Here is a 15079-nt window from a genome sequence, read left to right as displayed (position 1 = left end):
CGCGCTTTCGCTTTTTTGTCCGATCAGAGCAGGTGCTTGTAGAGATCCCTGTCCGGATGGGCGATAACAACGCGGTCCAGGAGCATTCCCGACGCTTCGGCAGATTTGCAGCCTGCCTCCACAGAGGCGGTAACGGCGGACACGTCCCCAGTCAGAGTCACGAAGGATTTCCCGCCGATTCCCGTTCCCATGCGGATCTCAAGAAGCGTCACATCAGCGGCCTTGGCGGCTGCGTCGGCGGCCATGACAGCCGATGTGACGGAGAAAAATTCCATCACTCCCAGGGCACGCAGGCGTTCCGGCATGGAGGACATACTGATGGCCTCGATTACCTGAGGATGGACCCTCGGAAGGATCAGCCGGTCAATGACATTGGCCGAAGCGGCGGCCTGTCCGGCGTCCAGGGCAGCCTCCACAGAGGAAACCTCCCCGGTTATAAGAATCTGGTATTTTCCAGGACAGCTTGGCCGGGCGGCGATAAGCCTGATATCAGCGGTCTTAATCATCTCGTCGGCAGCCAGGATCCCCTTGGCGATACTGTTTAATTCAAGAAAACCTATGGTAATCATACATTGCCTCCTTTAGCTTCGGCAGCGCCGGATTCTCTTTCTAAAGCCTTTTGCGGCTGCGTTTTGGCCCTTTCTTCCCGGCCGGTCGTTCCGGCTGTCCGGATAACAACTGCCCGATCCGTCACGCTTTCCACTACGCCGTCTATGCTGGCGTGGATCAGGGCGCCTAAGCTGTGTTCGGGCACGTTCCCGATTACATCGCCCTCTGATACGCGCTGGCCGGGGACGACGGCCGGGATGCAGGGTGCGCCGATGTGCTGGCTCAGGGAAACAGTCACGGTTCCCGGCTCAAGCTCCCGGCACAGACGGATCTCATAGTCATAATAGCGGTCCACGCCCAGCCTTGCGGCGATCCGCCTGGACGGGGCACGGCGGCAGGCCCGCTCAGGCAGCTCATGGAGCGGTTTGGAGGGCTTCTGGTAGCGGAAGCCGCTTTTTTTAAGAAGATCCTTCATGTAAATGTTCACCTGTCTTGGGTAGATGCCCATGGGGCAGGCGTAATTTTCACACAGGCCGCATTCGCTGCATATCATGGCCTGCTGCACGTCCCTGTCGCCCACAAGTTCCTTCGGGTTTTCGCAGAAGGCCAGCTTTCTCATAATCAGATGAGGCCTCAGGGGATGCCCCGTCAGATATCGGGGACACATCTGGGTGCAGTAGGAGCACTGGATGCAGCTGGTCTTTGCCAGCTTCAAAGACAGGGAAACGGGAGCGGTCTTTCTCCGGATCAGGGGCGTATCCTCCGGAAGTACAATCAAGCCGGAGGTGGTTTTTGTTACGGTCAGGCTTTCTGCCTCCTCCATGGAGTAAAGCTTTCCCATCATAGGGCCTCCGGCCAGCACGTAATAGCGGGAAAGTCCGGTTCCGCCTGCAAGCCTCAGGCAGTCTGAAAAAGACGAGCCCAGAGGGGCGCGGACGATACAGGGCTCGTTTACGGCTCCGGTGACTGTCAGGTATTTGCGCGTTAAGGGCTTTCCCTGGGAGGCCTCAAAGACAGCGTACATGGTCGCAGTGTTGGCGATTACGCAGCCTACGTCCAGAGGGATGCCGGAAGGGGGAACGGTCCGCCCTGTCACATCGCAGACCATGATCTGCTCATCCCCGGCCGGGTAGAAGTTTCGCATGGGAAACAGCTTAACAGGATACCCCGTTTCCTCAATGGCCGCCGTCAGAGCGGCCGCCTCTTCCCGGTATGTTTCCTTGAGGGCGATATAAATGTGGGACGCCTCTGTCATGGAACCGGCCAGAGCGGCCGCAGTAACAATCTCCTTTGCCTTATGTATCATGAGCCACCGATCCGTGCGCAGAAGCGGTTCGCACTCGGCGGCGTTGACGATCAGGTACTCCACTCTGCAGTTCAGCTTCTTGTGGGCAGGAAATCCCGCGCCGCCGCAGCCGACAATCCCGGCGCTCTCAATCTGTTCCAAAAGTGTCATCAGGAAACCTCCTTTATCGCAAATGTTCCTTTCTTTGGGACTTTGCGAAGATCCCAAAGAATACTCTTCTTTCTATTATAAATAACAGCAGGACGCGGGACAATTTCTGGAGAGGACGAAAAAAAGGTAAAATTGAATACTGACGGTTTCACTCTGAGAAAGTCTTAAAATTACATGGAACAAGTCTGTTTTCTGTAAAAAAGCAGAAAAAGCCCCATGCTAGAATAAAAGGGATACAGAGCCGGGGGAGTTACATACAAAGGCAGGCGGAGTTAATGGAGCGTCAGCCGGAGGGAGGATATCCAGACCGGGGGCAGTCAAAACCAAGGCATAGGAAAAAAGGGAAAAGCAGAAAAGGCGGTGACAGATATGGAGATAAAACAGTGGAATGGAAGCGAAGGGGATCGGATGAGGATCATTCAGGAGTCTGTGCCGGGAAAACAGATCACCATGGCGCATATTATTGCAAGCCCGGACCAGGTGCTCTACAAAAAGCTGGGACTGGATCCGAGGATCGACTACAACAAGGCCGCCATCGGCGTTCTGACGCAGACTCCCAGCGAAACGGCCATTATTACGGCGGATCTGGCCCTGAAGGCGGCGGCCATTGAGATTGGCTTTATTGACCGGTTCAGCGGGACGCTGATCATCACCGGGACGATCTCGGACGTGAATATAGCCTTTGAAAAGATCCTGGACTACACGAGGCGGGAACTGGGCTTTACGGTGTGCCGGATCACAAAGGCGTGACGGGACATGACGGATTTTTAAGGTTCAGGTGAAAGGGCACAGGCGGTACAGGCGCGCGGCCGGCAGAAAACGGCCGGGGACGCGCTTTGCAGGCCGGAGCGGCCGGGGCGCGAAAAAGGACGGGATAAAAGGACGTAAGGGAGGCGCAGGCGGTGAAAAAAATCATGCTGGTGGGCAGAAGCGGGGCCGGGAAGACCACCCTGACTCAGGCCATGAAAGGAAAGAAGATCAGCTACCACAAGACGCAGTATATTAACAATTACGACGTGATTATTGACACGCCGGGCGAGTATGCGGAGAACAAGACGCTTTCCAGGGCCCTTGTCATCTACTCCTACGAGGCGGACGTGGTGGGGCTTTTAATGAGCGCGGTGGAGGACTATTCCCTCTACAGTCCCAATATCGTTTCCATGGCCACCAGGCCCGTAATTGGAATCGTCACCCAGATCGACCGGGAAAACGCCCGGGTGGATCTGGCGGCCATGTGGCTGGAACTTGCAGGCTGCAAAAAAATATTCTATGTCAACTCCATAGACGGAGAGGGCGTAGGGGATATTTTAAACTATCTCAGGGAGGACTGGGACGTGCTGCCGTGGGAAAAGGAGGCAGACAGCGTACAGTCTGCGGCGGAATGTTCAAAAACAGGAGAAAAAAGCGCGGACGGATGTATGGAGGCCGCGGGGGCCGCCCCGGGAACTGAGGAGGCTGTCTAAAGCGGGAAAGTCTAAGCCGCGGCCGGGGAAAAGACAGAGGAAAGGAGAAAAACCAGTGAAAAAGGTATTGATGATTGCCGGGGATTTCACGGAGGACTACGAGGTGATGGTTCCCTACCAGGCCCTTCTGACAGCGGGAGTCTGCGTGGACGTGGTGTGCCCGGAAAAGGAAAAGGGGGATACCATAAAGACGGCGATTCATGATTTTGAAGGGGATCAGACCTATACGGAGAAGCCGGGGCACAGATTTGTCCTGAACGCTTCCTTCAGTTATCTGAAATTAGAGGAGTACGACGGCCTGTTCCTGACCGGCGGCCGGGCGCCGGAGTATTTAAGGCTTGATTGCCGGGTGACGGACATTGTGAAATATTTTATGGATCTGGAAAAGCCGGTGGCCGCCATCTGCCACGGCGTGCAGATTCTGACGGCTGCAGATGCAGTGAGGGGAAGGACGCTGACGGCGTACCCGGCTGTGAAGCCTGAGGTAATCCAGGCGGGAGGCCTGTTCCTCGACCGGGAGCCATGGGAGGCGGTCACAGACAGAAATCTGGTGACGGCCCCGGCCTGGCCCGGAAATGTGGAGATCCTGAAGAGCTTTCTGAAGCTTCTGGGCGTCAGGATCACAGGGTAAAGCGGAGACGGCAGGAGAAAAGAAGAGAAACAGGAAAGGCTGAAGGGACGGGAAGTCTGAATTTTACACAAAAACAGTTTCAAAACTGTTCGTCCTTTTTTCGCGGTTCATCGTATGATAGTGCCATGAAAATTAGAAATTTCTATGCGGCCCCTCAACAGGATGCGGTCCTGCCGTGACGGCGCGGGAAGAAATTTCCAAATTTATAAATCATTTAAGGAGGAAACATATGATTTCAAGAGGTTTTTCAGAGCCGACTGACAGAGTCAAGAGACTTAAAAAGGCGATTGTAGACGCAGTCCCCTATGTTGAGTCTGAGAGAGCGGTACTGGTAACAGAGTCCTATAAGGAGACAGAAGGCCTTTCACCGATTATGCGCCGTGCCAAGGCGGCAGAGAAGATTTTCAACAACCTCCCCATTACGATCCATGACGACGAACTGATTGTGGGAGCCATCACAAAGAACCTGCGCTCCACAGAAATCTGCCCGGAGTTTTCCTACGACTGGGTGGAGAAAGAGTTTGACACCATGGGAACCAGAATGGCCGATCCGTTCCAGATTCCGAAGCAGACAGCGGATGAGCTGAGGGAAGCCTTCAAATACTGGGAGGGCAAGACCACAAGCGCCCTGGCAGACTCCTATATGTCCCAGGAAACAAAGGACTGCATCGCAAACGGCGTATTCACCGTAGGAAACTACTTCTACGGCGGTGTCGGCCACGTGTGCGTGGACTACGGCAAGGTATTAAAGATTGGATTTACAGGTATCATCAAGCAGGCCGTGGACGCCATGAACAAGATGGATCTGATGGATCCGGAATATATTAAAAAGAAAAACTTCTATGAGGCAATCGTGATTACATACAGCGCGGCTATCAACTTCGCCCACCGCTATGCTGCCAAGGCAAGAGAGATGGCTGCCGGCTGTACTGATCCGGTAAGAAAGGCAGAGCTTCTTCAGATTGCCGCCAACTGCGACAGGGTTCCCGAGAGAGGAGCCACCAACTTCTACGAGGCCTGCCAGGCATTCTGGTTCGTGCAGATCCTCCTCCAGATTGAGGCAAACGGCCACTCTATTTCACCGGGACGTTTTGACCAGTATATGTATCCGTACCTGGCTATGGACAAAACCATCTCCAAAGAATTTGCCCAGGAGTTAGTAGACTGCATCTGGGTGAAGTTAAACGATGTAAACAAGACCCGCGACGAGATTTCCGCTCAGGCATTCGCAGGCTACGCAGTGTTCCAGAACCTGATCGTAGGCGGACAGACAGAGGACGGTCTTGACGCTACCAACGAGGTTTCCTATATGTGCATGGAGGCAGTTGCCCATGTAAAACTGCCGGCTCCGTCCTTCTCCATCCGCGTTCACCAGAACACGCCGGACGAGTTCTTATACAGAGCCTGCGAGGTAACGCGTTTAGGACTTGGCGTTCCAGCCATGTACAATGACGAGGTAATTATCCCGGCGCTCTGCAACAGAGGCGTTTCTCTGGCAGATGCCAGAAGCTACTGCATCATCGGCTGCGTAGAGCCTCAGTGCCCGCACAAGACAGAGGGCTGGCATGACGCGGCATTCTTCAACATTGCAAAGGTGCTGGAGATCACATTAAACAACGGAAAGGTCGGCGACAAGCAGTTAGGCCCCCAGACAGGCGACATGACCTCCTTCCACAGCGTAGACGACATTCTGGCAGCTTACAAGAAGCAGATGGAATACTTTGTATATCATCTGGCAGAGGCTGACAACTGCGTAGACTTCGCCCATGCCGAGAGGGCTCCGCTTCCATTCCTCTCCGCTCTGGTTGACGACTGCATCGGCAGAGGCAAGAGCGTTCAGGAGGGCGGCGCAATCTACAACTTCACAGGCCCGCAGGCATTCGGCGTGGCAGACTGCGGCGACTCTATCTGCGCTATCAAGAAGCACGTATTCGACAGCAGGGAAGTGACCATGGAGCAGTTAAAGGAAGCCATGGCTCACAACTTCGGCTACGGCTGCCAGGCCGGCGCTTTGGCAGAGGCTCCCGCTGACGACGAGGCAAGGATCTACGAGGCCGTTAAGAGAATCTTACAGAACAACGGCTCCATCAACATTGCAGAGCTTCAGGCCCAGTTAAGCACAGGAACCTGCGGCTGGGAGAGCGCAAGACCTCAGTACACGGCAGGAGACCCGGGCGCAGCTGACGAGAAGTACGCTCAGATCAGGAGAATTATGGAGAATACTCCGTGGTTTGGAAACGATGTGGACGAGGTAGACATGCTCGCCAGAAAATGCGGACAGATTTACTCCTACGAGGTAGAGAAGTACAAAAACCCGAGAGGCGGCCAGTTCCAGGCAGGCTGCTATCCGGTATCCGCTAACGTATTATTCGGAAAGGACGTGTTAGCCCTTCCGGACGGACGTTTGGCACATGCGCCTCTTGCAGACGGCGTTTCCCCAAGACAGGGCAAGGATACCAACGGCCCGACGGCGGCTGCCATGTCCGTTGCAAAGCTCGACCATGCAAACTACTCCAACGGTACTCTTTACAACCAGAAGTTCCTTCCGTCCGCACTGGCTGGAGACGAGGGATTAAAGAGATTCGCCGCTATGGTCCGCACCTACTTTGATCACAAGGGAATGCATGTACAGTTTAACGTAATTGACAAGGAGACGCTGTTAGAGGCCCAGAGACATCCAGAGGAGCACAAGGATCTGGTTGTCCGCGTCGCAGGATACAGCGCACAGTTTACCGTACTTGCAAAGGAAGTTCAGGACGATATTATCAGCCGTACCGAGCAGTCCTTCTAGGTTCAGGACGGGGAGAGAAAAGGAGGCAGCCCTGACCGCCTTAGGGCGGGGAGCCGGGATGCCTTCCAAGCAGAGACGCAGACCGGCCGGCGCGGTTTCAGGTGTTCCGCCCGGATATACAGCCCGCTCCGGCCGATTTGGCGTAAGAGTTTAAGAGGGGAGCCGTCATGGATTCTATCAATTATAACGCATCAGGGACAGTCTTTGATATTCAGAGGTTCTCCCTGCACGATGGCCCGGGAATCAGGACGATTGTGTTTCTGAAAGGCTGCCCCCTTTCCTGTAAATGGTGCAGCAACCCGGAATCCCAGAAAATGGGGCCGGTCATCATGTACAAGAAGGAAGAATGCCTTCACTGCGGGCGCTGCGCTGCGGCCTGCAGAAGAAAGGCCATCAGTTTCGACAATAAAACCTTTATCAACCGGGAGTTCTGCACAGGCTGCGGCGAGTGCGCCAATGCCTGTCCCGCAGGCGCCCTGGTGGTAAAAGGAAAGAAAATGACTGTGCAGCAGTTAATCAGGGAGCTTAAAAAGGACGCTACCACATACAGGCGTTCCGGAGGGGGAATTACCCTTTCAGGAGGAGAACCTCTCGTACAGTACGAGTTTGCCGCGGAGCTTTTAAAGGCCTGCCAGTCCCAGGGCTGGGATACAGCCATTGAAACCACAGGGGCAGGACTTTCTGAGGCGGTGGAGCAGGTGATCCCATATGTGGATACCGTCCTTCTCGACATCAAGCACCTGGACACGGAAACCCACCGGAAGTTTACGGGAATCGGAAATGAGCAGATTTTAAAGAACGCAGCGAGAATCAGCGAGATTTCCAAGACCGTGATCCGGGTTCCGGTTATCCCGGGATTTAACTGCTCGGAGGAATCGATCCGCGCTATTGCAGAGTTTGCAAAGACGCTGCGGGGAGTCCGGACGATTCATCTGCTGCCATACCACACGTTTGGCGAGAACAAATACGGCCTGCTGGGGCGCGACTACGAGCTGGCAGACGTAAAGCCTCTGAAACCCGAGGAACTGGAAACCTGCAGGGCCATGGTCGAGAAAGAGGGCTTCCAGTGTATCATAGGAGGTTAATGAAACAGATAATGGAGGAATAAGAATGGATCAGCAGTTAATTGAGAAGGTAATGAAACAGGTGTCTGACGAGCTTGGCATCAAGACAGAGGAGTGCAGGGCAGAGGCTCCGGCCCCTGCGGCAGCAGGCACACAGAACATCGGCCTTACAGAGTTTGTGGGAACGGCTATCGGCGACACCATCGGACTTGTCATCGCAAGCGTTGACCCGATGTTAAAGGACGTAATGAATTTAGGAAAGTTCCGCTCCATCGGAATTATCGGAGGAAGAACAGGGGCAGGCCCCCAGATCTGGGCGGTTGACGAGGCTGTAAAGGCCACCAACACAGAGATCATCTCCGTAGAGCTTCCAAGGGATACAAAGGGCGGAGCCGGACACGGCAGCTTAATCTACATCGGAGCGGAGGACGTATCCGACGCGAGAAGAGCCGTTGAGATCGCTCTTCAGGTGCTTCCGAAATACTTCGGCGACGTATACGGAAACGATGCCGGACACCTGGAGTTCCAGTACACCGCAAGGGCAAGCTACTGTCTGGAGAAGGCCCTCGGCGCTCCGGTAGGAAGAGCCTTCGGAATGACATGCGCAGGCCCGGCAGCCATCGGAACCGTGCTGGCAGATATTGCCGTTAAGGCTGCAAACGTAGAAGTAGTTGGCTACACTTCCCCAGGCGCAGGAAGCCACTCCAATGAGGTGATCTTAACCTTCACAGGAGATTCCGGCGCAGTAAGGCAGGCGGTAAAGGCGGCCATCGAGGCAGGCAAAAAGATGCTCGGAGCCCTCGGCGGCGAGCCCAAGCCAACCACAACCCCTTACATCTAAGGAAATATTTTCAGCGGTAATTTTCCGCTGCGCAGGCGGAGTCTGCGTTTTTTGCAGGCTGCGAAAAGGGAGCGAAGGCAGAGGCTTATTTTCCGCTTCGCATAAAAGACATAGTAAAGTAAGATCGAGGAGGTCTTTATATGAATTCAGACGCATTAGGCATGGTAGAGACAAAGGGCCTTGTAGGCGCTATCGAGGCGGCGGACGCCATGGTAAAGGCAGCAAACGTATCCTTAGTGGGATATGAGAAAATTGGTTCCGGACTTGTAACCGTTATGGTCCGGGGAGACGTAGGGGCCGTTAAGGCTTCCGTGGACGCGGGAGCAGCTTCCGCAAGAGCTGTGGGAGAGGTTGTATCCGTACACGTAATCCCAAGACCGCATACAGATGTGGAAAAGATTCTTCCTCATATGGAATAATCGTCAGTAAGGAGGTGCTGCAGGGGCGGCTTCAGGCTGAGTCCGTGAAGGCTTTTGCGGCACCTTCTGAAATGAGGTGTAAGTGTGAATATCAGCGAACAAAAGCTGCGTGAAGCCATTATCCGGGCGATTGCCAGGATAGAGGCGGAGGAAGGGCTTTTTTTACTGGGTAGGAAAAGGCAGAAAATCTACATGGTCTGCACGGGAGGCTTTGACGGAAGATACCTTAAGTTTCTGCGCTCCCTCGAAGAGACGGAGACGGTGACAGCCGTGCCGGTTCTCACGGAGGAGTTAAGGGGACAGGAGGAATGCTTTGCAAAGGCCGCAGGCAGGGAATGCCTTTACCTGGACAGGGAGGTTCCGGAGGATCTGGAACGCTCCGTGACCGTATTTCCCGTAGTGCCCAGAGATCTGATTTCCAAGACGGCCCTCTGTATCAGCGATACGCCGCAGACGCGGTGGATCACCTCCTGCATGGAAGCCGGGAGCCGGATCGTATTTCTTACCTCCGGCCTTTCGGCCTTTACAGGGAGGGAGCCGAAGGCATATGTGAACAGGATTCTTTCCTACTTCAGAACCGTGCTGGAATACGGGATCGAGATTACAAAAGAGTTTGCCCCGCAGGAGCCGGAGGAATCCGGTTGGCTTAAGGAACAGGAGATCCGGGAGAGCCGGGGAAGAAAGAACATGGGAACCGGCGGCGTATCCGTAAGCTGCCGCACAGGGACGCTTCCGGGCATAAACGCGCTCGGCGGTTTCAGATGCCCGGACTTTTTTGCAGACGGCAGTTCAGGAAAAAAAGCGGGGAAAACGGGAAAGAAGCGCGTGATCTCCTCTAAGGATGTGGAGCAGCTCCAAAGGGGCGGAATCCTCATCGTAGGAGAGGACGACATCATTACAGACCTGGCGAAAGACAGGGCGAAATTTTTAAATGTGACGTTTAAGACAGCAGACGAAGGCTGAAAACCGTAAGTTTCGGGAGGATGGCTTATGCCGGGGAAGGGCCGGCGGGGCAAGCCCCTTGGAAACAGGCGGAAAAGGGTTCAGGCTTTCTGCCGCAGGCAGAAGGCGGGGCCAAAAAGCCGGACATTGAGGTGAAACTATGAAGCAGGCGCTGGGACTGGTTGAGATTGCCGGGCTGTGCACCGCCGTCACGGCGGCGGACGCCATGGTAAAGGCAGCCAATGTAGAACTGGTGGAGCTGGAGCCGGCCAAGGGCGGTGGCTACATGACAATCAAGATTGTCGGGGATGTAGGAGCAGTAAACGCGGCGGTGATGGCGGGACGCCAGGTTGGAACCGAAAATCAGAAGCTGGTCGCCTGGAAGGTGATCCCCCGTCCATCCGATTCTGTCGAGGATGCATTTGTAAAACACGGCGAAAAGAGAAAGGCAGAAGACGGGAAAAAGGAGAGCGGAGAGCAGAAGGCGGAGGGCAGCGCTGAAAACGGCCCGGAAGCCGGGGACGGACGCCCAAGAGAGGCGGAGGCGGCAGAGAGAGAAAGCGCAGAGATGAAAACGCCGGAAGACGGCGGCGCAAAGGATGCGTCTCATGAGAATGAGGATTCGGAGCGTGAGGCCGTGAAGCCTGAAAAGGCAGAGCATAAGGCGGCAGAACCCGCGCCCGGCCGGGAACCGGAGGAAGCAAAAATTCAGGAGGCAGAGGACGATTTGATGGAGAACCCGCCAGAGGAGGGAGAGGGGACTTCAGAGGACGGCGCCCCGAAGCCGAAGAGACCTTCCAGAAGAACAGCGAGAAAGAAAGAGACAAAGTCAGAAAAGACAGAATAATACAGACAGCAGAAGAACAAAGACAGACAACACGGCGGAAGGCCTGGGGGAATAAAGTCCGCCCGGCCCCGCCCGGCGAAAGGAACGTGAACAGAAATGAAGTTGGCAAGGATTATAGGAACCGTCGTCGCAACGCGCAAGGACGAATCCCTGGTTGGATATAAGCTCATGATTATCAGGAGGATCAACGGTCAGGGCGATTACATCGGAGAAGAAGAGGTGGCAGTCGATTACGTCGGAGCCGGCATTGGCGAGACGGTTCTCATCGGCCAGGGTTCTTCTGTCCGCGTTGACGAGAAAAAAAGACAGGCCGTAATCGATATGGCCATTATCGGAATCGTTGACAACATTGACATCTGATTCTGGATAGATGAGAGGAAAGGAGGGAAAAGCAGGATGAAAAGCAGTATCTATTCCAGCGTCAGCGAGGCGGTCATGGCGGCCAGAGGGGCGTTTAACCGTTACGCGGATCTGACTCTCAACGAGAGGAAGGAGATTATCGAGGCGGTGAAGGCGGCTGTCCGGCCAAGGATCACGCAGCTTGCGGAGATGACGGCCGCTGAGACGGGAATGGGAAATGTGGCCGACAAGATCGAGAAGATCAGGCTGGCCGTTGAAAAGACGCCGGGCGTGGAGGATCTGATTACAGAGGTCAACACAGGCGATCACGGGATGACGCTTTATGAGCTCTCCGCCTTCGGCGTTGTGTGCGCGGTTCATCCATGCACGAATCCATGCGCCACACTGATCAGCAATACCATCGGTATCCTGGCGGCGGGGAACGCAGTGGTTCACTGTCCGCATCCAAGGGCTGTGAGGGTTTCCCAGTATCTGACCGGCATGATCAGCGACGCGGTCCGCGACGTGTGCGGGATTGACAATCTGGTGGTGACGGTGGGCGAGAGCCTGATGGGCTCCACCAGGGAGATTATGAGCCATCCCGACGTGGATCTCATCGTGTGTACCGGAGGCAGCGGTCCCCTGAGACAGGCCATGAGTGCCGGCAAGAAGGTCATCGGCGCAGGTCCGGCCAACCCGGTGGCCATTGTGGACGAGACGGCGGATCTGGAACGAGCGGCCAGAGACATTGTGAAGGGGGCGTCCTTTGACAATAATCTGATGTGTACCTCGGAAAAATCCATTGTGGCGGTGGAGAAGATCGCAGACGAGCTGATTTCCCACCTGGAGAGAAACGGGGTGTACTATACAAGAAGCGCGGAGGAGATTGACCGTCTCTACTGCACCGCAGTGACGGAGGATTTCGTCATCAACAAGAAGATGGAGGGGCAGAGCGCGGACGTAATCCTGGACGCTGCCAAAATCCCCCACAGGAAGGGAATAAAACTAATCGTGGCGGAAACAGACCGCACCCATCCCTTTGCGACTCTGGAGCTTCTGATGCCGCTTCTGCCCCTGGTGCGGGCAAGGGATTTTGACGAGGCCCTGGAGGCGGCTTTAGATATTGAGCAGGGCTTCCGCCATACGGCGACCATCCACTCCGAATCGGTGGAGCGGATGAACCGGGCGGCGAAAAAACTCCAGACGGCGGTATTTGTAAAGAACGGGCCGTCGCTCCTTGGCATCGGCTTTGACAAGGAGGGGCACACCAGCTTTACCATCGGAACTATAACAGGGGAGGGAACCACATCGGCAAGGCATTTCGCCAGAAGAAGGCGCTGTACCCTGACGAGCGGGTTCTCCATCCGCTAGGAAAGCGGTGCGTTTTGATTCCACTGGGAAGGCAGGTGAAAAAAATGGAAGAAAAGCAGGAGGGTGATTACCTCGTCACATCAGAGTCTGTGACAGAGGGCCATCCAGATAAGGTATGCGACCAGATCTCAGACGCGATTCTGGATGCGTATCTTGCACAGGATCCCAAATCCCGGGTGGCGGTGGAAACCATGGTGTCCACGGACATGGTGGTGCTGGCCGGGGAGGTTACGTCAAAGGGAAAGGTGGATGTGGCCAAAACGGCCAGGGACGTAATCAGGGAGATCGGATATACAGAAAAAGGAAAAGGATTCGACGCGGACACCTGCATGATTTTCACCAACATCCACAGCCAGTCCCCGGACATTTCCATGGGAGTGGGGAAAAGCGGGGAGGGGGAACCGGAGGTGATCGGCGGCGGCGACCAGGGGATTATGTACGGCTACGCCTCCAGCGAGACGGAGAACCTGATGCCCCTGCCCTGCACTCTGGCCAATAAACTGGCGATGCAGCTTGCGGCGGTGAGAAAGCAGGGAAAGGCAGATTTCCTTTATCCGGACGGCAAGAGCCAGGTGACGATGCGCTGCCGGGCGGACGGGACTCCCGTCTCCATTGAAAGCATCGTTATCTCCGCCCAGCACAGCGAGGCGATTCCCCGCAGCGTTCTGGAAGCGGTGATCCGGTGCCTGGTGATAGAGCCTGTCATTGACAGAAAGTGGCTCACGTCCCAGACCAGGATACATATTAATCCCACAGGCCGGTTCGTCATCGGCGGGCCTGCCGGGGACACAGGCGTGACGGGAAGGAAAATCATGGTGGACACCTACGGCACCATCGGAAAACACGGCGGAGGGGCTTTCTCCGGGAAGGATCCCACCAAGGTGGACCGGTCGGCGGCCTATATGGCCAGATATACGGCGAAAAACATTGTGGCCGCAGGACTGGCCGACCGCTGCGAGGTGGCTCTTGCCTACGTTATCGGAGGCGTGGAGCCGGAGGCAGTCACTATCAATACCTTTGGGACCGGGAAAATTCCCGATTCCGCCATCGCAGGGCTGGTGGAAAATGTATTTTCCTTCGGCGTTGCAGATATTATCTCCCAGCTGGAGCTTAGAAAGCCCCAGTTTCGGAAAACGGCTGCTTACGGCCATTTCGGGAGAGAGGATCAGGGCTTTAAGTGGGAGGACACGGATAAGGCCTGGATCTTAAAGCAGCTTTCCGTCTGAGAAACAGGCGCGGACGGAATTTCACAGTATATTGTTTAAAAAAATAAAATCCAGGAGGACAAGAATATGTCAAACGAAGCATTAGGAATGGTTGAGACAAAAGGATTAGTAGGAGCTATCGAGGCAGCGGACGCCATGACAAAGGCAGCAAATGTTTCCTTAATCGGATATGAGAAAATCGGCTCCGGTCTTGTAACCGTTATGGTACGCGGGGATGTGGGAGCTGTAAAGGCATCCGTAGACGCAGGCGCAGCCGCAGCAGCCAATGTGGGACAGGTTGTATCCCAGCATGTTATTCCAAGACCGCACACAGACGTGGAGAAGATCCTTCCGAAATCCTTATAATAGCCGCAGCATGACAGGAAGAGCCGCGTAAGGGGCCGGCGATCCTTTGACCGTCCGGTTTCTGTGCGGCAGAAAACAGCGAAAAGGTGAAATCAATGGTTGATGAGAAGCTCATAAGGCTGGTTACTGAGAGAGTAATCGAGAAAATCAGAGAGTACAATACATACAAAATCCCGATAGGAGTTTCCAACCGCCATGTCCATGTAACGAAAGAGGATCTGGAAATTTTATACGGGCCGGGCTGCGAGCTGACAAAGAAAGGCGATTTAAAACAGCCGGGCCAGTTTGCGGCCAATGAAACCGTAACCATCCGCGGGCCTAAGGGCGAGTTTAAAAACGTGCGTATCCTGGGGCCGGTGAGGAGCAAAAGCCAGGTGGAGATCTCAAAGACGGACAGTTTCCGGTTAGGAATCCGGCCGCCGGTCAGGGAGTCCGGCGATCTGTCCGGCACGCCGGGAATTGAGCTGGTAGGGCCGAAGGGAACCGTTGCCCTGACAGAGGGGGCGATTGTGGCCCTGAGGCATATCCACATGACTCTCGCCCAGGCAGAGGCCATGGGAGTGAAGGACAAGGACATCGTGGAAGTAGAAACCTTCGGGGAGCGGCACGGCGTGTTCGGCGACGTGCTGGTGCGGGTTTCCGACAAATTTTCCCTGGAAATGCATGTGGATATAGACGAGGCCAACGCCTGCGCGCTGAAGAATAACGACTATGTGATTCTTAAAAGGCCCCAGGGAAGATGACGGTTTAAGAGAAGCTTCAGAAAGCGGAAAATAAAAAGAATCAGAGAAGAGG

General features: G+C 55.1%; 16 protein-coding genes. 14 read left to right on the top strand and 2 right to left on the bottom strand.

From position 1 onward, the window contains the following. Positions 1 to 23: 23 nt before the first annotated feature. Both DW757_RS07050 and DW757_RS07045 read right to left on the bottom strand, forming a co-directional pair. Positions 24 to 569, bottom strand: a complete 546-nt coding sequence (locus DW757_RS07050; RefSeq protein ID WP_015574056.1) for a BMC domain-containing protein — start codon at positions 567 to 569, stop codon at positions 24 to 26. Next, positions 566 to 2005 (bottom strand): 4Fe-4S dicluster domain-containing protein, encoded by a 1440-nt coding sequence (locus DW757_RS07045; RefSeq protein WP_015574057.1) that lies wholly within the window; start codon positions 2003 to 2005, stop codon positions 566 to 568. Before DW757_RS07045 ends, DW757_RS07050 begins: the two co-directional genes overlap by 4 nt. Before the next feature lie 369 nt (positions 2006 to 2374). Here DW757_RS07045 and DW757_RS07040 point away from each other — a divergent pair, with 369 nt between their 5' ends. The 14 genes from DW757_RS07040 (at position 2375) to DW757_RS06975 (ending at position 15027) form a co-directional block, all read left to right on the top strand. Continuing rightward, entirely contained in the window at positions 2375 to 2755 is a 381-nt protein-coding gene (locus tag DW757_RS07040; RefSeq protein WP_015574058.1) for a BMC domain-containing protein, read from the top strand. A 152-nt stretch (positions 2756 to 2907) separates the two neighbouring features. Next, positions 2908 to 3468 carry a EutP/PduV family microcompartment system protein gene (gene eutP, locus DW757_RS07035; protein WP_118751348.1) on the top strand — a complete coding sequence of 187 codons (561 nt, stop codon included), beginning with the start codon at positions 2908 to 2910 and terminating at the stop codon, positions 3466 to 3468. A gap of 55 nt (positions 3469 to 3523) precedes the next feature. Continuing rightward, a complete protein-coding gene (locus DW757_RS07030; protein ID WP_118751347.1) occupies positions 3524 to 4099 on the top strand; it encodes a DJ-1/PfpI family protein in 576 nt (191 codons plus the stop codon). 229 nt (positions 4100 to 4328) lie between these two features. Continuing rightward, positions 4329 to 6890: a glycyl radical protein gene (locus DW757_RS07025; RefSeq protein WP_015574059.1), complete on the top strand. Its 2562-nt coding sequence runs from the start codon at positions 4329 to 4331 to the stop codon at positions 6888 to 6890. Between the two features lie 167 nt (positions 6891 to 7057). Next, a complete protein-coding gene (locus DW757_RS07020) occupies positions 7058 to 7975 on the top strand; it encodes a glycyl-radical enzyme activating protein (RefSeq protein ID WP_015574060.1) in 918 nt (305 codons plus the stop codon). Positions 7976 to 8000: 25 nt separating this feature from the next. Then, the gene (pduB, locus tag DW757_RS07015; RefSeq protein ID WP_015574061.1) at positions 8001 to 8795 is read left to right on the top strand and encodes a propanediol utilization microcompartment protein PduB; all 795 of its coding nucleotides are present in this window, start codon (positions 8001 to 8003) and stop codon (positions 8793 to 8795) included. 140 nt (positions 8796 to 8935) lie between these two features. Beyond that, complete coding sequence (gene pduA, locus DW757_RS07010; RefSeq protein WP_015574062.1) at positions 8936 to 9214, top strand: propanediol utilization microcompartment protein PduA; 279 nt, start codon at positions 8936 to 8938, stop codon at positions 9212 to 9214. An 84-nt stretch (positions 9215 to 9298) separates the two neighbouring features. Beyond that, complete coding sequence (locus DW757_RS07005; RefSeq protein ID WP_118751346.1) at positions 9299 to 10177, top strand: hypothetical protein; 879 nt, start codon at positions 9299 to 9301, stop codon at positions 10175 to 10177. A gap of 139 nt (positions 10178 to 10316) precedes the next feature. Then, positions 10317 to 11003, top strand: coding sequence for a BMC domain-containing protein (locus DW757_RS17915; RefSeq protein WP_015574064.1), 687 nt, complete (start codon positions 10317 to 10319; stop codon positions 11001 to 11003). A 96-nt stretch (positions 11004 to 11099) separates the two neighbouring features. Further along, the gene (locus tag DW757_RS06995) at positions 11100 to 11363 is read left to right on the top strand and encodes a EutN/CcmL family microcompartment protein (protein WP_015574065.1); all 264 of its coding nucleotides are present in this window, start codon (positions 11100 to 11102) and stop codon (positions 11361 to 11363) included. Between the two features lie 36 nt (positions 11364 to 11399). Next, positions 11400 to 12713 (top strand): aldehyde dehydrogenase family protein, encoded by a 1314-nt coding sequence (locus DW757_RS06990; protein WP_015574066.1) that lies wholly within the window; start codon positions 11400 to 11402, stop codon positions 12711 to 12713. Positions 12714 to 12757: 44 nt separating this feature from the next. After that, complete coding sequence (gene metK / locus DW757_RS06985; RefSeq protein ID WP_118751370.1) at positions 12758 to 13939, top strand: methionine adenosyltransferase; 1182 nt, start codon at positions 12758 to 12760, stop codon at positions 13937 to 13939. Positions 13940 to 14005: 66 nt separating this feature from the next. Next, a complete protein-coding gene (pduA, locus tag DW757_RS06980; protein WP_015574067.1) occupies positions 14006 to 14284 on the top strand; it encodes a propanediol utilization microcompartment protein PduA in 279 nt (92 codons plus the stop codon). Positions 14285 to 14379: 95 nt separating this feature from the next. After that, positions 14380 to 15027, top strand: a complete 648-nt coding sequence (locus DW757_RS06975; RefSeq protein WP_015574068.1) for a phosphate propanoyltransferase — start codon at positions 14380 to 14382, stop codon at positions 15025 to 15027. Positions 15028 to 15079: the final 52 nt, after the last annotated feature.

The organism is Clostridium sp. AM29-11AC, assembly GCF_003480545.1.
GTDB lineage: Bacteria > Bacillota > Clostridia > Lachnospirales > Lachnospiraceae > Otoolea > Otoolea saccharolyticum_A.
The sequence above is the reverse complement of the archived record's forward strand: the minus strand, read 5'-3'. Positions and strand labels throughout refer to the sequence as shown.